This window comes from Nocardia sp. NPDC003979, assembly GCF_053605015.1.
On record NZ_JBSGIJ010000024.1, the window covers coordinates 35,166 to 60,554 of the forward strand.

19 protein-coding genes, 1 tRNA gene and 2 pseudogenes are annotated in these 25,389 nt (G+C 67.9%); 13 read left to right on the plus strand and 9 right to left on the minus strand.

The genetic code is table 11. The annotated features are described in order from the left end of the window. Positions 1-26: 26 nt before the first annotated feature. Both ACWEVR_RS30240 and ACWEVR_RS30245 read left to right on the plus strand, forming a co-directional pair. Positions 27-1,610 (plus strand): annotated as a pseudogene (locus ACWEVR_RS30240) (arabinosyltransferase domain-containing protein); the annotation flags it as partial. A 387-nt stretch (positions 1,611-1,997) separates the two neighbouring features. Then, positions 1,998-3,731: pseudogene (locus tag ACWEVR_RS30245) on the plus strand (arabinosyltransferase C-terminal domain-containing protein); the annotation flags it as partial. Positions 3,732-3,896: 165 nt separating this feature from the next. Here the strand turns inward: ACWEVR_RS30245 and ACWEVR_RS30250 are convergent. Then, positions 3,897-5,039: an alpha/beta hydrolase gene (locus ACWEVR_RS30250; protein WP_452469725.1), complete on the minus strand. Its 1,143-nt coding sequence runs from the start codon at positions 5,037-5,039 to the stop codon at positions 3,897-3,899. A gap of 254 nt (positions 5,040-5,293) precedes the next feature. Between ACWEVR_RS30250 and ACWEVR_RS30255 the strand changes: the two genes are divergently transcribed. Next, on the plus strand, positions 5,294-6,400 hold the full coding sequence (locus tag ACWEVR_RS30255) for a metallophosphoesterase (RefSeq protein ID WP_452469756.1): 1,107 nt from the start codon (positions 5,294-5,296) through the stop codon (positions 6,398-6,400). Positions 6,401-6,404: 4 nt separating this feature from the next. On the opposite strand, the gene ACWEVR_RS30260 is transcribed toward ACWEVR_RS30255, so the two are convergent. After that, positions 6,405-7,085: an LppP/LprE family lipoprotein gene (locus ACWEVR_RS30260; RefSeq protein ID WP_452469726.1), complete on the minus strand. Its 681-nt coding sequence runs from the start codon at positions 7,083-7,085 to the stop codon at positions 6,405-6,407. A gap of 301 nt (positions 7,086-7,386) precedes the next feature. On the opposite strand from ACWEVR_RS30260, the gene ACWEVR_RS30265 reads away from it, so the two are divergent. From ACWEVR_RS30265 to ACWEVR_RS30290, 6 genes are all read left to right on the plus strand, one after another. Continuing rightward, positions 7,387-8,607 (plus strand): cytochrome P450 family protein, encoded by a 1,221-nt coding sequence (locus ACWEVR_RS30265; RefSeq protein WP_452469727.1) that lies wholly within the window; start codon positions 7,387-7,389, stop codon positions 8,605-8,607. A gap of 66 nt (positions 8,608-8,673) precedes the next feature. Then, positions 8,674-9,036, plus strand: coding sequence for a PadR family transcriptional regulator (locus ACWEVR_RS30270; protein WP_067491817.1), 363 nt, complete (start codon positions 8,674-8,676; stop codon positions 9,034-9,036). After that, the gene (locus tag ACWEVR_RS30275) at positions 9,036-10,367 is read left to right on the plus strand and encodes a permease prefix domain 1-containing protein (protein ID WP_452469728.1); all 1,332 of its coding nucleotides are present in this window, start codon (positions 9,036-9,038) and stop codon (positions 10,365-10,367) included. The genes ACWEVR_RS30270 and ACWEVR_RS30275 overlap by 1 nt, the downstream gene beginning before the upstream one ends. Before the next feature lie 47 nt (positions 10,368-10,414). Beyond that, on the plus strand, positions 10,415-11,809 hold the full coding sequence (locus tag ACWEVR_RS30280; RefSeq protein ID WP_452469729.1) for a 3' terminal RNA ribose 2'-O-methyltransferase Hen1: 1,395 nt from the start codon (positions 10,415-10,417) through the stop codon (positions 11,807-11,809). Next, positions 11,806-14,331: a polynucleotide kinase-phosphatase gene (locus ACWEVR_RS30285; protein ID WP_452469757.1), complete on the plus strand. Its 2,526-nt coding sequence runs from the start codon at positions 11,806-11,808 to the stop codon at positions 14,329-14,331. The genes ACWEVR_RS30280 and ACWEVR_RS30285 overlap by 4 nt, the downstream gene beginning before the upstream one ends. Positions 14,332-14,478: 147 nt before the next feature. After that, a complete protein-coding gene (locus tag ACWEVR_RS30290; RefSeq protein WP_452469758.1) occupies positions 14,479-15,957 on the plus strand; it encodes a DUF4246 domain-containing protein in 1,479 nt (492 codons plus the stop codon). A gap of 1 nt (position 15,958) precedes the next feature. Here the strand turns inward: ACWEVR_RS30290 and ACWEVR_RS30295 are convergent, their stop codons facing one another. Together ACWEVR_RS30295 and ACWEVR_RS30300 are read right to left on the minus strand one after the other, a co-directional pair. Further along, on the minus strand, positions 15,959-16,972 hold the full coding sequence (locus tag ACWEVR_RS30295) for a fatty acid desaturase family protein (RefSeq protein ID WP_452469730.1): 1,014 nt from the start codon (positions 16,970-16,972) through the stop codon (positions 15,959-15,961). A gap of 68 nt (positions 16,973-17,040) precedes the next feature. After that, positions 17,041-17,685 carry a dihydrofolate reductase family protein gene (locus ACWEVR_RS30300; RefSeq protein WP_452469731.1) on the minus strand — a complete coding sequence of 215 codons (645 nt, stop codon included), beginning with the start codon at positions 17,683-17,685 and terminating at the stop codon, positions 17,041-17,043. 61 nt (positions 17,686-17,746) lie between these two features. Here ACWEVR_RS30300 and ACWEVR_RS30305 point away from each other — a divergent pair, with 61 nt between their 5' ends. Beyond that, positions 17,747-18,262 (plus strand): winged helix-turn-helix transcriptional regulator, encoded by a 516-nt coding sequence (locus ACWEVR_RS30305; protein ID WP_452469732.1) that lies wholly within the window; start codon positions 17,747-17,749, stop codon positions 18,260-18,262. 39 nt (positions 18,263-18,301) lie between these two features. On the opposite strand, the gene ACWEVR_RS30310 is transcribed toward ACWEVR_RS30305, so the two are convergent. Further along, complete coding sequence (locus ACWEVR_RS30310; RefSeq protein ID WP_452469733.1) at positions 18,302-18,550, minus strand: MarR family winged helix-turn-helix transcriptional regulator; 249 nt, start codon at positions 18,548-18,550, stop codon at positions 18,302-18,304. Between the two features lie 15 nt (positions 18,551-18,565). Between ACWEVR_RS30310 and ACWEVR_RS30315 the strand changes: the two genes are divergently transcribed. The 3 genes from ACWEVR_RS30315 to ACWEVR_RS30325 all read left to right on the plus strand — a co-directional run bounded on the left by ACWEVR_RS30315 (position 18,566) and on the right by ACWEVR_RS30325 (position 21,251). Then, entirely contained in the window at positions 18,566-18,991 is a 426-nt protein-coding gene (locus ACWEVR_RS30315; protein ID WP_452469734.1) for a Rid family hydrolase, read from the plus strand. A 131-nt stretch (positions 18,992-19,122) separates the two neighbouring features. Further along, positions 19,123-19,944, plus strand: a complete 822-nt coding sequence (locus ACWEVR_RS30320) for a CPBP family intramembrane glutamic endopeptidase (RefSeq protein ID WP_452469735.1) — start codon at positions 19,123-19,125, stop codon at positions 19,942-19,944. 281 nt (positions 19,945-20,225) lie between these two features. Continuing rightward, on the plus strand, positions 20,226-21,251 hold the full coding sequence (locus ACWEVR_RS30325) for an alpha/beta fold hydrolase (RefSeq protein WP_452469736.1): 1,026 nt from the start codon (positions 20,226-20,228) through the stop codon (positions 21,249-21,251). 97 nt (positions 21,252-21,348) lie between these two features. On the opposite strand, the gene ACWEVR_RS30330 is transcribed toward ACWEVR_RS30325, so the two are convergent. From ACWEVR_RS30330 to pgm, 4 genes are all read right to left on the minus strand, one after another. Then, positions 21,349-21,421: transfer RNA gene (locus ACWEVR_RS30330), tRNA-Ala, on the minus strand. Between the two features lie 178 nt (positions 21,422-21,599). After that, positions 21,600-22,337 (minus strand): DsbA family protein, encoded by a 738-nt coding sequence (locus ACWEVR_RS30335; RefSeq protein ID WP_452469737.1) that lies wholly within the window; start codon positions 22,335-22,337, stop codon positions 21,600-21,602. A 64-nt stretch (positions 22,338-22,401) separates the two neighbouring features. Next, on the minus strand, positions 22,402-23,727 hold the full coding sequence (locus tag ACWEVR_RS30340) for an MFS transporter (protein ID WP_452469738.1): 1,326 nt from the start codon (positions 23,725-23,727) through the stop codon (positions 22,402-22,404). Next, on the minus strand, positions 23,724-25,361 hold the full coding sequence (gene pgm, locus ACWEVR_RS30345; RefSeq protein ID WP_452469739.1) for a phosphoglucomutase (alpha-D-glucose-1,6-bisphosphate-dependent): 1,638 nt from the start codon (positions 25,359-25,361) through the stop codon (positions 23,724-23,726). Before pgm ends, ACWEVR_RS30340 begins: the two co-directional genes overlap by 4 nt. Positions 25,362-25,389: the final 28 nt, after the last annotated feature.

Below are 25,389 nucleotides of genomic sequence, written 5' to 3' on the forward strand. Positions count from 1 at the left end.
GTGGTGCGCCAGGCGCGGCGGACGGTGGCTGTGCGCTTGTCCTCTTCTCCGATGCGGGGCGCACCAGTGCCGAGATCGTAGGAGTGGCGGACCGCGACGGCGCGGTGATGCGGACGGCTGTGCAGGGCGATGTGCGGCCGCAGGTTGTCGGTGTGTTCACCGAACTCGATCGGGGGCGGCTCGGTGATGCGCGGTTGCATGCCGAGATCGACGCGCGGTTCTCGTCGAGTCCGAGTGGGTGGAAGCTGGCGGCGATCATCGGTGCGGTGCTGTGCACACTGGTGTCGCTGATCTGCTTGCACCGCAGTGACCTTCGCGACGGCAGGCGCACCCGCCGGTTACTTCCGATGCGCTGGTGGCGATTCCGCGCGGTCGACGCGACCGTGGCGGGCGTGCTGGTCGTGTGGCATGTGATCGGGGCGAACAGTTCCGACGACGGGTACATCCTCACGATGGCCCGGTCTGCGCGCGAGGCCGGATATACGGCCAACTACTACCGGTGGTTCCAGGTGGCGGAGGCGCCGTTCGGCTGGCCGTACGAGGTGCTCGCCTGGATGAGCAGGGTCAGCGAGGCAGGCGTGTGGATGCGGTTGCCCGCATTGCTCGCCGGACTCGTGTGCTGGCTGGTACTCAGCCGGGAAGTACTGCCTCGCTCGGGAATTGCCGCGAACCGCTGGGCGGTGTGGACCGGTGCGCTGGTGTTCCTCTCGATCTGGCTGCCGTACAACAACGGTCTGCGTCCGGAACCCTTGATCGCCGTCGGGGTGCTGGTCACCTGGTGCTCGATGGAGCGCGCGGTGGCGACCCGGCGTCTGCTACCGGCCGCCGTCGCCGTGCTCGTCGCGGCATTCTCGTTGGCCGCCGGTCCCACCGGATTGATCTGCACGGCAGCACTTCTGGCCGCTTCACGCCCGGTTCTACGCACCATCGTCGCCCGCTCCGGCTCCACTCCGAGCGGATACGCGGCCCTGCTCGCACCGATCGCCGCCGCCGGAACACTAGTTCTGGTTGTGGTCTTCGCCGACCAGACCCTGGCGACCGTCCTCGAAGCGACCCGCGTCCGCCAGCTCGTCGGCCCCGACATGTCCTGGTTCGAGGAACGCACCCGCTGGGACACCCTGCTATCGGTGAACCCCGACGGTTCCCTCGCCCGCCGCTTCGGCATCCTCGCCATGCTGCTGTGCCTGATCATCGGTGTCCTCACCACTTTGCGCCACGGGCGCGTCCCCCGCACCGCCCGCGGACCGGTAACCCGCCTTCTCGCAGTGGTTTTCATGGCACTGCTGTTGATGATGTTCACCCCCACCAAGTGGACCCACCACTTCGGCGTGTACGCGGGCCTGGCCGCCGCCCTCGCCGCTGTCACCGCAGTCGCCCTGAGCCGCAAGATCATTCACGCCGCCTACGTCCGCACCCTCTTCACCGCAGCGGTCCTGTTCCTCCTCGCGGTAAGCCTCACCGGCTCAAACGGCTGGTGGTACGTCTCCGGCTACGGCGTCCCCTGGCCCGACCGCGCCCCCACCCTCGGCAGCCTAAGCCTGTCCACCCTCGCCCTGACCGCCACCGCCGCAACCCTCCTCCTCGCGCTGTACCAGTACTACCGCGAACCCCGCCCGCGCGAGCACGACACTCTGACACCCACTGGCGACCACAACAGCAATCCGCGCATGTCCGAGTGCGAGACCCGAGACTCCGCCGAGCACGACAGCGCCCCTGCCGATTCCCAGCGCGACGACCATTCGCTGTCACCCGAACATGGCGGCCAGCCGGCGGTGGATTATCCGCACATATCCGAGCGCGACAACCCAGTGGTCGACAAGCATGGCGCACCACTTCTCGACGACGAGAACGACGGTGAGCCTCGAGCCTCGGAGACCGACAGCAGGTTGCCGTTTGCTGGGAAGTGGGCTGCAGCTGATCGTTTCAAGGTCGCCCCGGTTGCGCCGCTGACTCTGGTTGCCGCAGCGCTGGTGCTCTTCGAGGTGGGTTCGCTTGCCTCGGCGGCGATCTCGCAGTACCCCGCCTACTCGGTCGGCCTGTCCAACCTGCGTGCCCTCGGCGGCAACCCCTGCGCCATGGCCGACGACGTCCTGGTCGAAACCAACACGGCCGACTCCCTGCTCACCCCGTACACCGGCACCATCGCCGACAGCCTCGCCGCCGAGAACACCGGCTTCACCCCGAACGGCGTGGGCAGCCTCGCCCCGGACCCCGGCCCCGGCCAGTCGTCCGCACCTCCCTCCGGCTCCGGACCCGGCGGTGGAGGGCCAGGTAGCGGGCCCGGCGGCGCACCGAGCGGTCCGAATGGCGGGGCAGCAGGTCCCCCACAAGGTGGACCCAGCGGTGGCGGACCTGGCGCCCCCAGCGGCCCACCACCCAGTGGCAGCGCAGGGGGCCCCGGCGCCGGCCAGAGTGGCGCCGCACCCGGCGGTCCAACTGGAGCCGCCCCCAGCAGCCCGAATGGTGCGGCGACCGGACCAGCGCCAGGTGGTTCAGCTCCCGGTGCCGGCGCAGGGCCCAGCAGCGGCGGCCCGAGTGGCAGCGCGCCCGCCGGGCCGAATGGCGCCACGGCCGGTCCTCCGCAAGAAAGCGCCAGCGCAGGAGGACCCGGTGGCGGCCCCAGGGGCCCGGCACCGGGAAGTCCGGCACCCAGCAGCGCGCCTGGTGGCGGCGCAGGGCCCAGCAGCCCTGGCCCAACCAGCGCCGCACCCGGCGGACAGAATGGCGCCACTCCCGGCGGGCAGCCGAGTGGCGACGAAGCACCGCGCGGGGCGATCGGCGGCCCGGCGGGCGCTCCCGGCGGGCCGAGCGCTGCCGCAGGACCTGGCAATGGCGCACCAGCCGGAGTTCCAGGACCAGGCAATGGCGCACCGATTGGAGCCGCAGGGCCAAACGGGACAGGGATTGCCGGTGTCAACGGGAGTACCGTGGCGCTTCCGTTCGGGCTTGCTCCGGAGCGGACTCCGGTTCTCGGTAGTTACGCCGTCGGAGAGCCTCGCGCCGGCAAGTTGGTCACCCAGTGGTTCCGGATGGATCTGGCAGCGGTGCAGCGTGATCCGGCTTACCGGGTGTTGATCCTCACCGTTGCCGGACGTATCGAAGGAGTGGGCCCTGATGGGGCGCCCATGCCGGGACAGCGGCTTCGCGTGGAGTTCGGGCAGGAGGCCGGGGGAACGTTCTCGCGGTTGGGCGAAGCGACCCCGCCGAGTGTGGGCGGCGCACCGGGGTGGCGGAATCTTCCAGTCGCGCTGGACCGTATTCCCTTGGGCACCAACGCTGTTCGCCTCATCACCGAAGGAGACCCCGATCCGATGCAGTGGGTGGCACTCACCCCACCACGCCTGCCGAAACTGACAACGCTGAACACGATGGTCGGCGAGGAGAACCCGGTGCTCGCGGATTGGCATGTAGGACTGGCTTTCCCATGCCAGCGCCCCTTCGATCATCGAGCAGGCGTGGCGGAGATGCCGATCTGGCGCATCCTCCCCGACAAACTCAACGCCCAGGTCTCCGAGACCTGGCAGGGCGACACCGGCGGCGGCCCCCTCGGCTGGACCGGCATGCTCATGCGGTCGCAAACCATCCCGTCCTACCTGGCCGACGACTGGACCCGCGACTGGGGCGAACTCCAACGCCTCACCCGCCTGATCACCGCTCCCCCCGCCGAGATCACCATCCACACCGAACCCACCTGGGGCTGGTCGACCGCCGCACCGATCAGAACCAACTGACCGCATTCGACCGAATAGCTCGGATCGCGACCGGAGCCGAATGCTCGGGCGCGAACACGACTCGCGGAGAGCGGTGCGGTGCGCGTGGCCCGCACGCACAACCAGCCGAAACAACGACCGCCGCTGTCCCTCGGGGCAGCGGCGGTTGTTGTTTTTCGGGACGACCTACTTCGGCGGTGCACCACCGGCCGGCGGCTCCGCACCGGGAGCGCCCGGGGGCGCGGCAGCGGCGGGTGGCTTGGCGCCGGCGGGCAGGGGCTTGCCGATGTGGGGTGCCATGTCCGGCATCAAACGGATCGCCACCTGCTCCCAGGTGCCCCAGTTGTGGATGCCGATGTCGGGGAAGTCGAAGCTCACGTTGGTGTAACCCAGTGCGGTGAGGCGCTTTTCGAAGGAACGGGTGTTGGCGAGGGCGATCGCTTCCAGCGGCATGCCCTGGGTGATCGCGTCGATGGACGACAGATCCTGATCGGCGGGCTTGGCGCTACCGGCGGAGATGTAGAGGCGGGTGTTGTTCGCGATCAGCTTCTCGGCGAAGCCGTAGGGGTCCATCCGCCGCCACTTCTCGCTGCCCGCGGGCGCCATCGCCTCGATGTTGTACCCACCGCTGGCGATCATGGCCGCACCGAGCGCCTCCCGCATACCGGGCATCGACATGTGCAGGTACCCCGAGAGCGATCCCGCATAGCTGAACTGCTCCGGGTAGTAGGCCGCCATCAACAGCGCCGCACTCCCGCCACTGGACAGCCCGAGCACACCGTTGCGCGTGGAACTGAATCCCAACCGCGACTTCAAGGCCTCGGGCAGCGTCTTGGTGATGAAGGTTTCCCACTGGTAGGCGGTGGTTTTGCCCTGGGTGTCCTCCCAGCCGCCGATGGCCGAACCGGAGTCGGCGCTCGGCAGCATCGACCCGTCGGGGTTCACCCCGTTGAAGCTGCTCGGCTGCTCCCAGTCGGCGTAGAAGCTGGACTGCCCGCCGACCGGCATCACCACATTGATGTTGAACTTCGCCATCTGCGCCGGGATGGAGGTGTGCTTCTCCCAGCCGTTGAGGTCGTTCTCGGCCCGTTCACCGTCGAGCAGGTACACCACCCGGTCGGTGTTGCCGTCGGCCGCGCGCACGATGCGCGTGTTGATGGTGCCCATCGACGACTCGACCGCGAAGTCGATCGCGTTCGGATCGGCGTCGGCACCCGCCGGAACCACCGTCCCGAACGGCAGCAACACCGCCGCCGTGACCCCGATCAGGGTCCGCCGGACCCGCCCGGATCGGCGCGCAGGCGCCCCTCCCCCGTTTACGCCACGCATGATCGACCTTTCGCTGACGCGGCCACGCCGCTCCCCACACGACCCGCCCCCACGGCGATGTCCTGCCGCGCAGCATAGCGCGCCCGGCTACCACCGGCACATACCGAATTACGGTGCGACGCAGCCACCTTCACCGGCCTGGGCTTTCACCACGGCACGGGTGACGATCCGGGCGCTACGCTGGTGAGGAAATTCGTGCCGCGACCCCGGCGGCCCCTGCAGAACGGGACCCCGTGAAGCTCGCTGTACGCCTGATGTTCGTGCTGATCCCAGCCTTGCTGCTTGCCCTGCCCTGGTGGACCCTGGTCTGGGCACCCACCGGCGGTACCGGAACGCTGTTCTGGATCGGGACCGCCGTCGCCGCGGCCCTGTTCGCCTGCCTGCCGGTGGCGATGTTCCTCGGGCACGGCCCGGCCCAATCCGACCCGGCGGTGATCGTCGGCGACGCCCTGCTCGGGGTGTCCTGGGTGTTCTTCGCCTGGTCGGTCATCGGCGTGTTCGTCCGCGGCGCGCTGACGGTGATCGGTGTCGACGACCCCGCCCGCCCGGTCGCCGCCGGGGTGGCGATCACCGCGCTCGCCCTCACCGGCTGGGGCGTGTACGAGGCACGCCGGGTGCCGCGCGTGCGCACGGTCGACGTGGCCATCCGCGGCCTCGCCCCCGGCCTCGACGGCCTGCGGATGGTCGTCGTCACCGACACCCACTACGCCGCGCTGAACCGCGTGCGCTGGTCGGAGAAAGTGGTCGACGTGGTGAACGGCCTCGAACCCGACATCGCCTGCCACGCCGGTGATCTCGCCGACGGCTCGGTCGAGAAACGCCAGACCCAGGTCGACCCGCTCGGCAAGGTCGTCGCGCCGCTCGGCCGCTTCTACATCACCGGCAATCACGAGTACTTCGGCGACGCGCAGGGCTGGATCGACTACATGGCCGCCCTCGGCTGGCAGCCACTGCACAACGAACACCGCACCCTCACCCGCGACGGCGACCGCCTGGTCATCGCCGGAATCGACGACCCGACCGGGCGCGGACTCCCCGGTCACGGCCCCGACCTGCCCGCCGCCCTGACCGGCGCCGACCCCGACCTGCCGGTGGTGCTGCTCGCCCACCAGCCCAAGCAGATCGCCGACGCCGTCGCGGCCGGGGTGGCCCTGCAGATCTCCGGTCACACCCACGGCGGTCAGATCTGGCCGTTCCACTACCTGGTGCGACTGGACCAGCCGGTCGTGGCCGGGCTGAGCAGGCATGCGAACAACACCCAGCTCTACACCAGCCGTGGCACCGGGTTCTGGGGCCCGCCGCTGCGGGTGTTCGCACCCAGCGAGATCACCGTCCTGGTGCTCCACCCGGAGCCCGCCTGAACTGTCAGCGATGCGGCTGGGTGACCTCGCTCGGCAGCGGACCGCTCATCGCCACACCCGACCCGGTCCAGCTGTAGGTGATCGCCGCCGGGCCACCCTGCGGCGCCGCGAACGGTTCGTCACCGACGAGCCACTTGTAGTTGACGGTCACCGAGTTGCCACTCGCCCCGGCGACATAGGTGAACGCGTAGGCCTCGGAAGTCGCTGTGCCCAGGTACTTCCCGTCGTGGAAGAACATGATGTGAATCGGTGCACCCGCCGAATTCCCACCGACGGCGCGCACCCACAGCAGCTCACCACAGCTGCCCGGCCGGTCCTCCGAGGCCTGCGAGGCGGCCCAACCGTCACCGAGCCCGGCGAGCGCGGTGCGCACACCGCTGGAGCCCGGGTCGACGCACCGGTCCGGCCCGCTGATGTCGTCGGCGGGCGGCGTGACTACCGGCGGCTCCGTATCCGACGGCACCGGTGAGTCGATCACCGGCGGCACCTCAGCCGACGGCCTCCCCGGCGACGGTATGCCCGGCGACGGCGAAATGGTCTGCTCCACAGGAGGTTCCACCGGAACCGAAGACGTGGCGGTGACCGAGGTCGTCGGGCGGACAGTGCCCCCGTCGTCCCCGGTGCAGCCCGCGACCATCCCCGCCGCCACCGCGATCAGCGCACTCATCCGAACTGCGTTCTTCATGATTTCCTCGATTCCGGGTCCCCCGCACGCTGTCGGCGCGGACAACGACTCCATCGAGACTCTCGCCGGGCCCGTTAGGCGAAAAGTGCGAATCCCAGCCCTAGGGTGCGAAATCCACACCCTCCGCCCCACCGGCTGTGACGTGCCGATTCGACCTCCGCGCCGAGCAGCTTCCAGCGAGTGGTACCGAATGAAAGCATCGGCGCGCGATCGATGGCACTGTTACCGTGAAACGGGGGCATTCGTACCGAAAAGGCTTGCCCCGCAAGCAGTGTGATGTGCGAGCGATGAGGAGACCTGAATGGACGACGTGGCACTGGTACTTGACCCCGCAGGCGCGGATATCCAGGGAGAATCCGCGCGGATTCGGGCACGGGGGCCGGTGACGCTCGTCGAGCTGCCGGGTGCGGTGCGGGCGTGGTCGGTCACCGACGCCGCCACGCTGAAGAAGCTGCTGGCCGACCCACGGGTGTCCAAGTCCGCCACCAAGCACTGGCCCGCGTTCGCCGCGGGTGAGGTGCCGCCGGACTGGCCACTGTTCCTCTGGGTGGCCGTGAACAACATGTTCACCGCCTACGGCGCCGACCACACGCGCCTGCGCAAGCTTGTCGCACCCGCCTTCACCCATCGGCGCACGGTGGCGATGCGCCCGATGATCGAGAAGATCACCGCGGGCCTGCTCGACGAACTCGCCGCCGTCCCGGCAGGCGAGGTGATCGACCTGCGTGAACGCTTCGCCTACCCGCTGCCCATCCAGGTGATCTCCGAGCTGATGGGTGTGCCGGACTCGCTGCACGCGGGCCTGCGCAAGTGCGTCGACGGCATCTTCGACACCTCGCTGAGCCCGGAGGAGTCGCAGGCCAACTACATGAACATGTACGGCATCCTCGGCGAACTGGTCGCCTACCGCCGCACCAACCCCGGCGACGACATGACCAGCCTGCTCATCACCCACCGCGACGAGGACGACGGCACCCAGCTCACCGAGCAGGAACTCGTCGACACCTTGCTGCTGGTGATCAGCGCGGGCCACGAAACCACCGTCAACCTGCTCGATCAGGCAGTGCATGCTCTCCTGACCCATCCCGAGCAGCTGGCCGCGGTCGGTGACGGCAAGGCCACCTGGGCCGATGTGGTGGAGGAATCGCTGCGCTTCGAGGCGCCGGTCGCGCATCTGCCGCTGCGGTTCGCCGTCGAGGAGATCCAGCTCGAAGGCGTCACCATCGCGGCGGGCGACCCGATCCTCGCCTCCTACGCCGGGGCGAGCCGTGACCCGAACCTGCACGGCGACACCGCCGACGACTTCGATGTCACCCGGGTGAACAAGGAACACCTGGCCTTCGGCTACGGCGTGCACCGCTGCCTCGGCGCGCCGCTGGCCCGGCTCGAGGCCGAGATCGCCCTGCCCGCCCTGTTCGCACGCTTTCCCGGAATCCGATTGGCCGGTGCCACGGAGGAATTCGGTTCGGTGGCCAGTTTCATCTCCAACGGCCACGCGACCCTGCCGGTCCGCCTGAGCTGAGGTTCCCCGCCTCCCATACCTAGATCTGCTAGGGTCATACCTAACGGTTCTAGGTATGGGAGTGCAGTGCGCATCGACAAAGACCTGGTAGCGGCTTCGGCGACGCCGCTCGTGCTCGGGATCCTCGCCGACGGCGAGTCCTACGGCTACGCCATCCTCGAGCAGGTGAACACGCTGTCCAACGGCCGCATGCAGTGGACCGACGGCATGCTCTATCCCCTGCTGCACCGGCTCGAACGGCTCGGCTACGTGTCCTCGGCCTGGCGCGTGTCCGACAGCGGCCGCCGCCGCAAGCACTACCTCATCACCGACGCGGGCCGCGCCGCCCTCGCCGAACGCCGGGCGCAGTGGACCGTCGTGGCCGAGGCCCTCGACCAGGTCTGGCGCGGCATCAATCAGCCGCCGGCCGCGGCGCAGGGGTGGGCGTGATGGATGCCGAACTCGACACCGCGGTCGACCTGTGGCGCGGTTATGTCCAACGGCACCGGGTGATCTCGGTGGCCGATGTGGACGAGATGGAAGACCATCTGCGCGAACAGGTCTCGACATTGCAGGACGCCGGTCTCAGCAGCGAGGAAGCGTTTCTCGTCGCGGTCAAGCGGATGGGCAATGTGGACTCGATCTCGCGCGAGTTCGCTCGTGAGCATTCCGACCGGTTGTGGAAACAGCTGGTGCTGATGCCCGAAGACGGTGGGCGCCAGAGCAATCGGGAGCTGATGATGGTGAACGCCATCGCACTCGCCGCGGGCGTGGCGGTGAAGACCGGGATCACGTTCCTGCACGAGGAGACCCTCGCCCTCAACCTCAGTCTTCTCGTCCTGCCTTTCCTCACCGGGTATTTCGCCTGGAAGCGGCAGGTGAGCGCGGCGGTCGCCCTCGCCTTGATCGTGCCGTTCGTGCTTGCCGCGCTCGTACTGAATCTGTACCCGTTCGAGGACGGCGGTTCGACGGTGGTGCTGGCGGGCATCCACGCCCCGATCGCGCTGTGGCTGGTGGTCGGCCTCGCGTATGCAGGCGGTGACTGGCGCTCGGACCGTCCGCGCATGGATTTCATCCGGTTCACCGGCGAATGGTTCGTCTATCTCACGCTGCTCGCCCTCGGTGGTGGTGTGTTGATGGGCCTCACGGCTGCCGCGTTCGATGCCCTCGATTTCGATATCGAACCGGTCATCACCCGCTGGATCATGCCGTTCGGCGCGGCCGGTGCGGTGATCGTCGCGGCGTGGCTGGTCGAGGCCAAACAGAACGTGATCGAGAACATCGCACCCGTGCTCACCAGGGTGTTCACGCCGCTCACCATCCTGATGCTGCTCGCCCTGCTCGGCGCCTTCGCCACCACCCGCAGCTTCACCGGCATCGACCGGGACCTGCTGATCCAGATGGACCTCATCCTGGTCCTCGTGCTCGGCCTGCTGCTCTACACGATCTCGGCCCGCGACCCGCTGGCACCACCCGCCTTCTTCGACCGTGTGCAACTGGTGCTGGTGTTGAGCGCCCTGATCGTCGACCTGATGATGCTGGCGGTCATGGCCACCAGGATCGCCGAATTCGGTTCCAGCCCCAATAAAATCGTCGCGCTCGGCATGAATGTCGTGCTGCTGGTGAACCTGGCCTGGTCGGCCCACCTGAGTCTGCGATTCCTGCGCGGCCGAACCCCTTTCACCGCGCTGGAACACTGGCAGACCCGCTACCTCCCGGTCTACGGCGCCTGGGCGGCGGTGGTCGTGGTCGTGATCGGGCCGCTGTTCGCCTTCGCCTGAAGGTTTTCACAAGAAAATCGCTGGACCGGCCGTGACAGGATCGGTCTGTGCTGTTGACGATCTCCACGACCCACTCCCCGGCGACCGATCTCGGGTACCTGCTGGTCAAACACCCCGACCGGGTGCAGTCGTTCGCGACGACCGGCGGCACGGCGCATGTGTTCTACCCCCACGCCGAGGCCGAACGGTGCACGGTGGCGCTGCTGCTCGAGATCGACCCCGTGGAACTGGCCAGGCCGGCGAAGGGTCAGCACAGCTCGGCGCTGGGACGCTACGTCAACGACCGGCCGTACGTGGCGTCGAGCCTGCTGTCGGTGGCACTGGGCAAGGTGTTCCGGTCGGCGCTCAACGGCACCAGCCGGGACCGGGCCGAACTGGCGGGCACGGCGATCCCGCTGGAGATCGAGGTGCCAGCGGTGCCGTGCCGAGGTGGGAGCGAGATCGTCGAGCGGCTGTTCGCACCCCTGGGCTGGCAGGTATCGACCACCACCGAACCGCTCGACCCGCAGTTCCCGGAGTGGGGCGACTCGCCTTACACCCGGCTGCGGCTCACCGGGACCGTGCGCCTGGCCGAGGCGCTGAACCACCTGTACGTGCTGCTGCCGGTGCTCGACGACGCCAAGCACTACTGGGTCGACGCCGACGAGGTCGACAAACTGTTGCGCGCCGGTTCCGGATGGCTCGGCACCCACCCCGACCGCGAACTGATCGCCCGGCGCTACCTGGCCGGTCGGCACTCGCTCACCCAGTCCGCGCTCGAACGCCTGCGCGCCGCCGACGACCAGCTCGAGCCCGAAACCATCGAGGACCCGGTCGAACTCGTGGAGGCCACCGAGCGCAGGACACCGCTGGTGAAGTCGCGCCGCGACGCGGTGCTCGCCGCACTCGCCGAAACCGGCGCCACCCGCGTCCTCGACCTCGGTTGCGGGCCGGGCACTCTGCTGCTCGCACTGCACGCCGACCAGCGATTCACCGAGATCGTCGGCGCCGACGTGTCCAGCGGTGCGCTGGCAATCGCCGAGCGGCGCTTGAAGTTCCATCGCATGCCCGACCGGCAGCGGGCCAGGATCACCCTCGTCCAGTCGGCGCTGACCTACCATGACGACCGGCTGCGCGGCTTCGACGCGGCCGTACTGATGGAAGTGATCGAACACGTCGACGAGAGCCGGTTGCCCGCCCTCGAGCGCGCCGTCTTCGGGCACGCAGCGCCCGGCGCGGTCATCGTGACCACGCCGAACGTCGAATACAACGTGCACTACGAAACTCTCGACGGTCACCGTCACGACGATCACCGATTCGAATGGACCCGTGCGCAATTCGCCGATTGGGCCGCCCGCGTGGCCGATACCTTCGGCTACACCGTCGACATCCGTCCCGTCGGCGAACACGACCCGCGCACCGGCTCCCCCACCCAGCTCGCTCTCTTCCGTAAGGCCGCCTGATGAACATCGACCTTCCCGAGCTGTCGCTCGTCGCCCTCGTCGGCATCTCCGGCTCCGGCAAGTCCACCTTCGCCCGCGCACACTTCAAGCCGACCGAGGTGCTGTCCTCGGACTTCTTCCGCGGCCTGGTTGCCGACGACGAAAACGACCAGACCGCGACGAAAGACGCCTTCGACGCGCTGGGGCACGTCGCGGGGATCCGCCTGCGTGCCGGTCGACGCGTGGTCGTCGACGCCACCAACGTGCAGAAGCGCGCCCGCGCCGAATTGGTCGCGCTGGCACGGTCTTTCGATGTGCTGCCGGTCGCGATCGTGCTCGACACACCGGAAGCGGTCGCGTGGGAACGGACGCGGACCCGCACGGATCGCACCTTCGAACGGCACGTCCTGCGGCGGCAGAGCCAGGAGCTGCGGCGATCGCTGCGGCAGCTCGGACGCGAGGGGTTCCGCAAGGTTTATGTGGTGAGCGACCCGGCCGACGTCACGATCTCCTACGAGCGGGCCTGGAACGACCGGCGCGAACTCACCGGACCGTTCGACATCATCGGCGACGTGCACGGATGCCGCGCCGAATTGGAGTCCCTGCTCACCGAACTCGGCTGGGTGCTGGTGCGCGACGAGGCCGGACGTCCCGTCGACGCGACTCACCCGGACGGGCGCCAGGCCGTGTTCGTCGGCGATCTCGTGGATCGTGGACCGGATTCACCGGGAGTGCTGCGGCTGGTGATGGGCATGACCGACAGCGGCTACGCACTGTGTGTGCCCGGCAATCACGAGCAGAAGCTGCTGCGCAAATTGCGTGGCAAGCAGGTGACGGTGTCGCACGGACTGGCCGAGACACTCGAGCAGTTGGCGGCGGAGCCACCGGAGTTCGTCGACGAGGCGGCGCGGTGGATCGACAAGCTCGTCAGCCACCTGCGGCTCGACGGTGGGCGGCTCGTCGTCGCGCACGCGGGACTCAAGGAGGAATACCACGGACGCGCCTCCGGGCGGGTACGCGACTTCTGCCTCTACGGTGAATCCACCGGGGAGACAGACGAATACGGTCTTCCGGTGCGGTATCCGTGGGCGCGCGACTATCGCGGCTCGGCGATGGTGGTGTACGGGCACGTGCCGACACCGAAGGTGGAGTGGGTCAACAACACTGTCTGCCTCGACACCGGCGCCGTCTTCGGTGGTGAGCTGACTGCGCTGCGCTACCCGGAGAAGACGTTCGTCGCGGTGCCCGCCGAGCGGACTTACTACGAACCGGTGAAACCGCTTGTCGCCGAACCGGTTCGTGACGACGAGACGCTGAATCTCGCCGATGTCACCGGGCGCAGGCACGTGCGTACCGACGACGGCACCGTCATCGTCGACGCCGAGAGTTCGGCGGCCGCACTCGAGGTGATGAGCCGGTTCGCCATCGATCCGCGTCTGCTGCTGTGGTTGCCGCCGACCATGTCGCCGCCGTCCACGTCGTCGGTGGAGGGGTACCTCGAGTACCCGACCGAGGCGTTCGCCGACTACCGGGCGGCGGGCGTGGACAAGGTGGTGTGCGAGGAGAAGCACATGGGTTCGCGTGCCGTCGTGCTCGTCTGCCGCGACCAGGCCGCTGCCACCACACGTTTCGGCGTCTCCGACGGCAGCTCCGGTGCGGTGTACACCCGCACCGGCCGGTCATTCTTCAGCGACGCCGCCCTCACCGAAACACTGCTCGCCCGGGTACGGGCCGCCGCCGGGACACTGTTCGACGAACTCGACACCGATTGGCTGCTGCTCGACTGCGAACTGCTGCCGTGGTCGGCCAAGGCGGGCGGGTTGATCCGCACCCAGTACGCCGCGGCCGGTGCGGCCGCACGCTCCGCCCTGCCCGCGGCGCTGGCCGCATTGGCAGCGGGCGTCGACCGCGGTCTCGACCTCACCGCCCTGCGTGACCGCACGGCCGCCCGCGCCGCGAACGCCGACGACTTCACCACCGCCTACCGTCGATACTGCTGGCCCACCGACGATCTCGACGGCGTGGCGCTGGCACCGTTCGCCCTGCTCGCCGCCGAAGGCACCACCTTCGCCGACCGCGATCACGGCTGGCACCTCGACATCTGCGACCGCCTGGTCGCCGCCGACCCCACCACGTTCCGATCCACCGACCGCCGCGTGGTCGACCTGTCGGACCCGTCCGCCGAAGCCGAGGCCACCACCTGGTGGCTCGACCTGACCGGCTCGGGTGGCGAAGGAATGGTCATCAAGCCCTACGCGGGCCTGTCCACCCGCACCAAGGGCAAACTCGTCCAGCCGGGCATCAAATGCCGAGGCCGCGAATACCTCCGCATCATCTACGGCCCCGACTACACAGCCCCCGAACACCTCACCCGCCTACGAGACCGCAACCTCAACCGCAAACGCGGCCTGGCCCTCCGCGAACACAGCCTCGGCCTCACCGCCCTGAACGCTGTCGCCGCCGGCGAGCCGTTGTGGCGGGTCCACGAGCTGGTCTTCGCGGTCCTCGCCATGGAGTCGACACCCACCGACCCCCGCCTGTAGACCCGCCGCCCGCCCAGCCGGCGCGGGCGGTGTCACATCCGAGGACGGGGATGGGTTGGGAGACAGTTCTGTGGCAGGGTCGCAGGTGTATCCGCGGAGTCGCCGTGGGTGCGGCAGAACTGTTGAGAGATCAGAGAATTGACTGAGTTGGATCTGTTCCCATTGCCCTTTCGTGCCGCCCATGTGGCGTGTGTCGCGCCTGTTCGGACGGTGCGGGAGCTCGAGATGATGCGGTTGAGTGCGAGTATCCGCGCCAAGCCGGAGTGGTATCGCAAGCGCGAGGATGCCGAGGTCGTGGCGCGGTGGTCGCGGGAGGCGGCCGAACAGGGGATGACGCAGGCTCAGATCCGTTATGTGCTCGACGAATTGGGGTATTACGCCGAGCTTCGTAATGCGGAGCGCGGGATCGAGGTGTCGGCTGTCGACGGGGTGTGGCAGTCGGACTCGGTGGTCGACGAGGATCTGCGCAAGCGGTTGGCCGAGGCGGTGCACGTACTCGAGGAAGTGCCTGCGGCGGAACTGGATTGGCATCCGGGATCCGACGGGCAGGTGCTCGATCTGGTGCATCCCTCGATGTACTGCCTGGTTCGTGGCGTGAGCCTGCCCGAGGACGCACCGTGGCCCGACCCGGAGAAGAACGCCGAGTCGGCCTCGCATTCGAAGAAGTTCCAGTGGTTGCCCACCGATGTCGAGGTCGGCGCCGACGGTTGCGTGGCGTTCCTTTCCTACGTGAACAACGTCGACCCCGACCGCCATCAGGAGCTCGCCGCCGTCCTGCCCGAGCTCTTCGGCCGGATACTCCCCCTGTTGGAGAACGTGCTCACCGATCTGCGCGCCCCGAAACGAGTGCGCATCGTCGCCGACCCGTTCGGCTGGTACGAGGACACCGAACCGCAACCCCCGGAGGACGACGACGAGGCGGCCGAGGAAGCGTACGAGGAAGCCATGGAGAAGTGGTGGGAGGAACGTCAGCCCACCATCCCGGACGCGCCCGAGTTCCAACCGCCCGAGCGGGACGACACCCACACCGTCACGCTCAGCGGCCGCCGGCTGCAGGTGATCGTCAAACTCGCCAACATCCACCTCACCCCGGACAAACCCGAATATCCCGGTGGTTCATGGCATGTCGAGGCCATGCTGAACGAACGCATCGTCGCCACCGCCATCTACTACTGGGACAGCGACAACATCACCGAAAGCCTGCTCGGTTTCCGTACCGCCATCGACGAGCCGTACTACGAGCAGAACGACCGCACCGGAGTCCGCGAGGTCTACGGTCTCGACGACGAGGACGCGCTCAACCAGGAACTGGGCTCGGTCCGCACCACGACCGGCCGCTGCGTGGCCTTTCCGAACATCTACCAGCACCGCGTCGCCCCGTTCCGGCTCGACGATCCGACCCGAAACGGTCACCGAAAGATCGTGGCCTTCTTCCTGGTTGACCCGTCGGTCACCATCACCTCGACCGCCGACATCCCGCCGCAGCAGCCGTGGTCACCCACCTCGACGATGACCAGGGCCCAGGCCGAGGAATTCCGTGAACAACTGATGCACGAACGCAAGTTCTTCGTCGACGAACACAACGAGGAATACTTCGAGCGGGAGTTCTACCTCTGTGAGCACTGACCTACTTCGCGTGGCGGCCGACCTCGTCGAGGTGGGTCAGCGCCTGCCGGTAGGACTCGAAAAGACTTGTCTCGCAGTACGGCACGCCGATCTCGTCGCAGAAGCCTGCGACGATCGGCTGTGCGTGACGCAGGTTGGCGCGCGGCATCGACGGGAACAGGTGATGTTCGATCTGGTAGTTCAAGCCGCCCATCGCCAGGTCGACGAGGAAGCTGCCGCGCACATTGCGTGAGGTGAGGACCTGACGACGCAGGAAGTCGGTGTTGTCACCCTCGGGCAGGACTTCCATGCCCTTGTGGTTGGGCGCGAACGTCGAACCCATGTACAGCCCGAACAGGCCCTGCTGCACGGCGATGAACACCAGCGCTTTGCCCGGCGACAGCACCAGGAACGCCGCCGACAGCAGACCGATGAAGTGGGCGGCGAGCAGCGCACCCTCCCAGACGCGGTTCGCGATCGGCCAGCGGAACACCGCGACAATGCTCTTCCAGTGCAGGCTGCCGCCCTCGAGCAGCAGCAACGGGAAGAACAACCACCCCTGGTACCGGAAGATGAAGCGGCGCCAGCCCTTTCCGGTCCGCGCCCGCTCGCCGGAGAACGCCAGCACCCCCATCGCGTCCGGGTCCATGCCCTCGGTATTGGGGTGGGCGTGATGGCGGGCGTGATTACTGGTCCACCAGCCGATACTCAACCCGATCGCGAGATTGCCCGCGATCAGGCCGTACAGGTAGTTGGCCTTGCGGCCCGCGAAGATCTGCTTGTGCCCGGCGTCGTGGCCGAGGAAGGCGATCTGCGAGAACACCAGCGCGAGGAACGCCGCGACGAGCAGCGTCCACCACGAGTCCCCGATGACGAAAAACGCCGCCCAACCAGCGACGAAAGCCGCCGCGGTGAGCGCACTCTTCCACCCGTAATACCGCAACCGCCGGTCCAAGAGGTTCGCCTCCCGGACACGACGCAACAGGACCGAGAACTCACTGCCACGCACGGGGACGACATCTGACGCTATAACCACCGCACAAGCATGGCGCATGGAGGCCACGGCCGGGTGAACGGGTTGCAGATCGATGACGACCGATTGCCTCAGCGCCGCCAGAAGAAGTGGTGGACGACCCCGCTCGGGCTGGCAACCTCTTCGTGCTGGAAGCGGTCCGCCAGTTCGGCCGGGCTTTCCCACAGCCGCTCCCCCGCGCCCAGCTCCACCGGGGCGACCGCGATGTGCAGCTGATCGATGAGGTCGGCGTCGAGGAATTCCCGGACCGTCGCCACGCCGCCGCCGATGCGCACGTCCTTGCCGTCGGCGGCGTCGAGGGCTCGCGCCAACGCCTCTTTCGGCGAGGCGTTCAGGAAGTGGAAGGTGGTGTCGGAGAGCGTGAACGAAGGGCGCTCGTAGTGGGTGAGCACGAAAACCGGTGTGTGGAAGGGCGGTTCGTCACCCCACCAGCCCTGCCAGTCGTAGTTCTCCCACGGACCGCGCGCGGGGCCGAACTTGTTGCGGCCCATGATCTCCGCGCCGATATTGCGGGCGTAGTCGCGGGTGATGTAGTCGTCGAGGCCGTAGCTGCCGCCCGGCGCGGTGCGGTTGGGCCAGTGCGCGGTGGCGCCCGCCCAGAACATGAAGTCCCCCGGGTCGGCGTGGCCGAACGGCCGCTCGCGGCTCTGCCCCTCACCTGCCCCGTACCCGTCGGTGGAAACGCTGAAGTTCTGCACCCGGACCAGCTGTGCCACGGCGACACCCCTTTCTGATTGCGATCTGCAAGCAGTTGCGACGGTAGCCTAAACTGATCCCGTGACGCAACCAGTTTCAAAGAACAAGCTGCCGGTACCGCTCGGCAAATCCGGGTGCCCGATCAACCGGAGCGTCGAATTGCTCGGCGACCGCTGGAGCATGATCGTGCTGCGCGACATGATGTTCGGCGGGCACACACACTTCCGGGAGCTGCTCACCAACTCGATCGAAGGAATCGCGTCGAACGTGCTGGCAGCGCGGCTGGCGAAACTGGTGTCGGCCGGTTTGCTCACCCGCCACGACGATCCGTCGCACCGGCAGAAGGTGGAATACCGGCTCACCGAGGCCGCGATCGATCTGGTGCCGGTGTTGGCCCAGCTCGGCGCCTGGGGCGCGCGCTGGCTCGAGACCACACCGGAGCTGACCGTGCGCGCGGAACTTCTCGCCGCGGGCGGACCACCGCTGTGGGAGCGGTTCATGGCAGAGCTGCGCGCCACGCACCTCGAGGGCGCACCCACCCCGCGCGACGGCGTCCTGGCCGAGCTCACCGCCGCCTACGAGGCAGCCAAGTCCTGACCGAGCGCCCCACACCGGGCCCGTCACGTGGGACTACCCTCAGCCGAGGCCGTCCGGAACGATGCGAAGTTTTTGCGCGATGCGGGCGAGGGCTTTCTGATCACTCGTGCTGAGCGAGTCGAGGACGGTGCGGCGCACTGAACGCAGGTGGGTCGGAGCTGCCAGACGCACGATGTCCAGGCCGGCGTCGGTGAGTTCGGCGAGGGTGTAGCGACCGTCTGCCGGGTCGGGCGCCCGGACGATCCAACCGCGCTGTTCACAGCGCTTGGTGACGGTACGCCCCTCCATACGAATGAGAGCATCATGAGCACGGTTACCTTCGGCATCAGTCCCGGCGCAGGCGAGAAGCTGCACCGAGCGCTCGGCTACAGCAGCGCCGTCCGGGTCGGCGACCGGGTGGAGACCTCTGGTCAGGCCGGGGTGGATGACGAGCTGGTCGTTCCCCACTCGCTGGAGGACGAGATCATCCAGGCTTTCGACAACGTGGAGCGAACGCTCGCCACCGTTGGCGCCACCTGGAGGGACGTCATTCACGTCAACTCCTACCACAAGGTGGAAGCGGGAAGCGGCGTCATCGGAGACGGTCACAACAGGGTGATGGCCGAGCAGTTCCGTCGGCGGCTCGGCGGCCGCGCGCCGATCTGGACCGAGACCGGGGTGACCGCGCTCGGTCTCGCCGCCATGCGCGTGGAGATCCGAGTCACCGCCATCGTCGGTTCCGGAAACTAAAACGCCGCTTCCGGCGACTGAAAGCAGCGACTCACTCGCGAGTACTACCGAGAACGCTCCCACGGAGTGATGTGGCGCGGCTCGGCTCGTTCGTAATCTCGCCGTACCGACCAACGGCGAGAGGACAATTGATGATCACCCCCACCGAGCGGAGATCGCCGATGCAGCGGCTCCGGGTGCCGGTTCTGCTCGTTGGGACGGCCGTGTTGCTGATCGCCGCGCGGGGCGTGGACGCGCTCGTTTCGGATGTGCCTGTGCTGCGGTTCTTCCTAGGAATCGGCGCGGCGGTCGGGGCGATCTTCGCTTTCAGGTGGCTTACCTGCCGTGTCGAGAAACGTTCGGAGGTCACGGAATTGGCCGCCGCTGGGCGGTGGCGGGGGCTCGGGCACGGTGTGCTCATCGGAGCCGAGGCATTCCTCGCGACGATGGTGCTCGCGGTCCTGTTCACCGACGCCGACATCACCAGTGGCTCGTTCGGAGCCTGCCTGGGAGTGGCGGGCTCGATGGCTTCGGTGGCGGTTACCGAGGAGCTGCTGTTCCGGGGCGTGGTGCACCGCATCCTGGAAGAACGGACCGGCAGCATCATCGCGATCGCGGTCTCGTCGCTGATCTTCGGCCTGACGCACTTGGTCAACAACAATGCGACGCTGTCGGGTGCTCTGGCCATCGCGGTCGAAGGTGGTGCGCTGCTCGCCATCGCCTACACCGCCACGCGGTCGTTGTGGCTGCCGATCGGCCTGCATTTCGCCTGGAATTTCACGGAGTCCGGCGTGTTCGGCACCGCGGTATCCGGCGCCGACGGCGAACCCGGCCTGCTACGCACCGTCCTCTCCGGACCGGATGTGCTGACCGGTGGGGCATTCGGTCCGGAGGCGAGCCTCTTCGCGCTGCTGTGCTGCCTGGTCCCGGCGGTGTGGATGCTCCGCGGTGCGAAGCTCGTCACCCGGCGCTGACAGTTCACTTTTGAACCTCCCGGAATCCCGCCTCCGGCCGAAATAGCCTCAGCGGCTGCATTTCTCGCTTTCGTTCCACGAGTTCATTTTGCTGGAACAGCAAGTTTACGTGCCAGATCGTGTGCGATCCGGAAACACTGAGAGTGTCCCGATCAAAGGAGTCTCGATGAGCGCCACCCGTGCGGTCACCTCCTGGAACAGGACCGGGAGCGCCGAATTCGGCGTGCCCACGCCGCCGCGCCCCGCTCTCGGCGTCCGCCGACTTCCCTGGACAGGAACACATGATCACCACAATCCGGCCGTCACCGCACCGCTTCCGCCGAGCCGTATACGCGATGGTGACCGGCACGCTGGCTCTGCTGCTCACGGTCGGCGCCGCCGCGTGCACCACGCCGTCCTCCGCCGACATTCCCCCATACGCCCTTGCCACCCACAACGATCCGGAATTCGACAAGACCTTCCGGCACGAGTTCGCCGAAATCGACGGGGTGCGGATGCACTATGTGACCGGTGGCAGCGGCACACCGGTGGTGCTGATACATGGTTGGCCGCAAACCTGGTTCGGCTGGTGGCCGATCATGCCGGAGCTGGCCGAGAACCATACTGTCTACGCCGTCGACCTGCCCGGGCTGGGCGACAGCACCGGCTCACCGAGCGGCTACGACAAAGCCACCCTGGCTCGGTACGTGCACACGCTGATCGCCGATCGGCTCGGGGTGCGTGACGCCCGCGTCATCGGGCACGATTTCGGCGCCGCGGTGGCATTCCAGTACGCCACCCAGTTCCCCGCCGACACCGCACGTCTCGGCTACCTCGACCTGCCGCTACCCGGGCCCGCGATCGATGCGGCCACATACCGGTCGATGAGCTGGCATATCGCCTTCCATTCCCAGCGGCGGGTCCCCGAGGCAGTCGTCGACGACGTCCGCGAATATCTGGCGCTGTTCTATCCGCAGGTCTCCTTCGGCGGATCAGCCTTCGGTGGCACCTCGGACCGATCCCCGTTCACCGACGCCGAGATCGACGAGTACGCAAGGACTTACAGCCGACCCGAACAACTGGCAGGTGGCTTCGAGCTCTACCGCGCTCTCGACCAGGACGTCCGCGATGCCGTGGCAGCAACACCGACACAGGTCCCCACGCTGCTCATGACCGCCCAGGGCCAGCTCGAGTCCGTCCGGACGACCGCGGCCCCACGGATGACCAATATCGTGCGGGCAGTGGATGTGCCGAACGCGGGCCACTGGCTCATCGAGGAGAACCCTCAGTTCGTCATCTCCGAACTGCTGCGCTTCCTCGCCGGATGAGCACGGCGGAACTCGTCGACAAGTGGTCTGGAGTTCCGGAGTCACGACAAAAACAGGTAAGGCCCGGTCATTGACCGGGCCTTACCTGTTATTTCTGTGGAGCTAAGGGGACTCGAACCCCTGACCCCCACACTGCCAGTGTGGTGCGCTACCAGCTGCGCCATAGCCCCGTGTTCTGTTGTTTCAGCCGCTCTCGCTGCTGCCTGAATGAAGTTACACCATGGTTCTCCGGGAGAACAAATCGGCTGGTAGATGGCGAAAGCGGGGCGATTCAGGAGTGAGTTCGGGGCCCAGGGAGGTGGGCGGGCGGCGCGGAGGGGGTCTAGGATGTGCGCAACCTCACGTGGGTCAGGGGGCGAGGCTGGTGACCCAGTTTTCGTCGCGCCAGTCGACGGTGGTTGTTCCGTCGTAGATGGTGGGGGTGGCGGATTTGTTGCCGGTGCGGGCGTCGAGGTCGGCGAGGGCCGATTTCGCGGCGGCCGCGGCGGCGTCGCGCTGGGTGGCGTGGGTGATGCAGGCGGCGACGGATTCGGGGGCGCCGGATTCGGTGGCGAGGGTGGCCAGGGCGGGGTTGCTCAGGTCCTCGGCGCCTTCTTCGGGCTGTCGGTCGACGAACAGGGCCTTGTGGAACTTGCCGTAGGTGGGGCCCGAACCTGTTTGGGCGACACAGAGATTGGCCGCGATGGCGCGGGTGGAGTAGTCCTTGCTCTTGGACTGGTCGTCGAGGAACGCGACGAGGTGGTAGTTCACGGCGAGCTTGCCCTCGTCGATCTTCTGGGCGAGTTCCTGGCCGTAGCTGGTCTCCATCACCCCGCACGCGGGGCACAGCGGGTCTTCGAAGATGTCGATGGTTTTCGCGGCGTCGGGGCGGCCGAGCCGGATCACCCCTTCGGGCGTGGTGGTGACCTGCACCGCCGCCTCGCGCACAGCGCCGTAACCGTCGTTGCGGACGGCTGGTGGTTCGGCGCTCCACTTGTAGACGGCGAACACGATCAGCCCGATCACGACGAGGGCCACCGCGCCCAGCGCGTAGGTGGTGTTGCTCGACACGGGACGTGGTTTGTGCGAAGAACCGGCTGTGCTCACCCGTCCACTCTGCCTCGAGCTGATATCGGCGCGCCGCCGGGCACGCCGATATCGGCTCTGCCAGCTATTTCTCCGTGTCGACCGGACGACGGTTCGCGGGAACCATGCCGTCACGCACGACGGGTGACCCGTCGGGACCGTCGCAGGTGCATTGCGGGTCGAGGCCGTCGCCGGCGTGGTCGGGGTGCTGCGGGTCCTCGGGATGCACGATCCGCGACGGCTCGGGAGTGAACAGCCACACCGTCGCCGACACCGCGAGCACCGCCCCGGTCACCGCCATGCCGACCCCGAACGACGTGCGGTCGGCGACCTCACCGATGACGATGGGGCCGAGGACCGCGCCCAGGTCGGCCGCCATCTGGAAGGCCGCGAGGACCGGCCCGCCGCGCGCCCGGCTGCCGAGCACATCGGCGAGCGCCGCCTGCTGCACCGGGCTGAACATGCCGGAACCGATGCCCGCGACGAACGAGGCGAGCAGAAACCACGGCAACGACGGCGCGAAACCGAGCGCGCCGGTGCCGACCGCGCAGATCGCCGAGCCGAGGATCAGGAACGGTTTGCGGCCGAGCCGGTCGGATAGTCGACCCGAGGCGAACAGCACCGCACCGTTGCCCGCCGCGAACACGGTGAGCGCGACACCGGCCATGCCCGGTTCCTGCCGCAGGGTCTCCACCACCAGCAGCGGGACGAACGCCATCCGCACACCGAACACCGCGACACCGCCGGCGAAACTCGACAGCAGCACCGCGCGATACGCGGGCTCCGACCAGCCCTGCCGGAAGGTCAGTTCCGGTGTGGTCGTCGCACTGTCGTCCTTCAGGACCGGTGACTCACGCAAACCGGCGAACACGATCACGCACACGACGAGCAGGGCCAGCGCGTAGATGACGAACGGGGCCCGCAAACCGAGCCCGGCCAGCGCACCACCGACCAGCGGACCGACCAGCGAACCGATCAGGAAACTCGTCGAATACACACCGGACACCCGGCCGCGCGCGGCAGGCGGCGAGACCCGGATGATCAACGCCATCGACGAGACCGTGAACATCGTCGACCCGATCCCGCCGAGCGACCGCAACACCAGCAGTTGCCAATACGTCTGCGCCAACGCGCACGCACCGGTCGACACCGCGACGATGAGGATGCCCGCCAGATACACCCGTCGCTCGCCGAGCTTCTGCACCAGGCGCCCGCTGGCAGGGGCGAACAGCAAGCGCATCAAGGCGAAGGCGCTCACGATCGCCGACGCTGCCGCGATACCGACCCCGAACTCGCGGGCGTACTGCGGCAGCACCGGCGCCACCAGCCCGAAGCCGAGCGCGATCACGAACGCCGCCGCGATCAGCACCCAGATTTCGGCGGGTAGTCGAACCTTTGTCGCGGTACTCACTCGGTCAGCGCCTGATTCACCATCTCTTCGGCGGCAGCCTGCACCTGGGTCAGATGCTCGGAACCGAGGAAGGATTCGGCGTAGATCTTGTACTTGTCCTCGGTGCCCGACGGGCGGGCGGCGAACCAGGCGTTCTCGGTGGTCACCTTGAGCCCGCCGAGCGGAGCGCCGTTACCACGCGCGGTGGTGAGGATGCCGGTGATCTCCTCGCCGGCGATCTCGGTGCCGGTGATGGCGTCGGCGCTGAGCCGCGCGAGCTTGGCCTTCTGCTCGCTGGTGGCGACGGCGTCGATGCGCGCGTAGGCGGGGCTACCGTGCTGACGTTCGAGCTCGCCGTAACGAGCCGAGGGGGTCTGACCCGTGACGGCCGCGATCTCGGCGGCCAGCAGCGCCAGCAGAATGCCGTCCTTGTCGGTGGTCCACACGGTGCCGTCCATCCGCAGGAACGACGCGCCCGCGCTCTCCTCACCACCGAAAGCCAAACTGCCACTGAACAATCCGGGGACGAACCACTTGAACCCGACCGGCACCTCGTACACATCGCGCCCGAGCACACCGACCACCCGGTCCACCATCGAGGACGTGACGACCGTCTTGCCGACCTTGGTGAGCGCGTCCCACCACATCCGGTTGGCGACGAGGTATTCGATCGCGACCGCGAGGAAGTGGTTGGGGTTCATCAGGCCGCCGTCGGGAGTGACGATGCCGTGGCGGTCGGCGTCGGCGTCGTTGCCGGTGGAAATGTCGTAGTCGTCCTTGATGCCGACCAATCCGGCCATGGCGTGGCGTGAGGACGGATCCATCCTGATCTTGCCGTCGCTGTCGAGGGTCATGAAACGCCAGGTGGGGTCGACGAACGGGTTGACCACCTCGAGTTCGAGATCGAAGCGCTGCCCGATCTCCTCCCAGTAGTCCACGCTCGCCCCGCCCATCGGGTCGGCGCCCATGCGGATGCCCGCGCCGCGAATCGCGTCCAGGTTCAGTGCGTTCGGCAGGTCGGCGACGTAGTGGTCGAGATAGTCGTAGCGCTGCACATGGGTCTTCATCGCCTGTTCCAGCGACACCCGCTTCACCTCGGCCAGGCCGCCGCGCAGCAGTTCGTTGGCGCGCGCGGCGATGGCGTCGGTGGCCTTGGTGTCGGCGGGACCGCCGTGCGGCGGGTTGTATTTGAAGCCGCCGTCGCGCGGCGGATTGTGCGAGGGGGTCACCACGATGCCGTCGGCCTGGTGCTTGGTTCCGCCCTGATTGTGGCGCAGCACAGCATGACTCAGCGCGGGCGTCGGGGTGTAGCGGCCGCGCGCGTCGATCACGGCGGTGACGTCGTTGCCAGCGAGGACCTCGAGCGCGGTGGTCCAGGCCGGTTCGGACAGGGCGTGGGTGTCGCGCGCCAGGTACACCGGACCGGTGATGTCGCGGGTGGCGCGGTACTCGACGATCGCCTGGGTGATGGCCATGATGTGCGCCTCGTTGAACGCGCTGTCCTCGCTGGACCCGCGATGACCCGAGGTGCCGAAGACCACCTGCTGGCTCGGTTCGGCCGGATCGGGCACGCGGCTGTAGTACGCGGTGACCAGGTGAGCGATATCCACCAGGTCGGTCGGGCGGGCGGGCCGTCCGGCGCGATCGTGGGCCATGGTGGGTGTTCCCTTCCGTGTCGGCTGG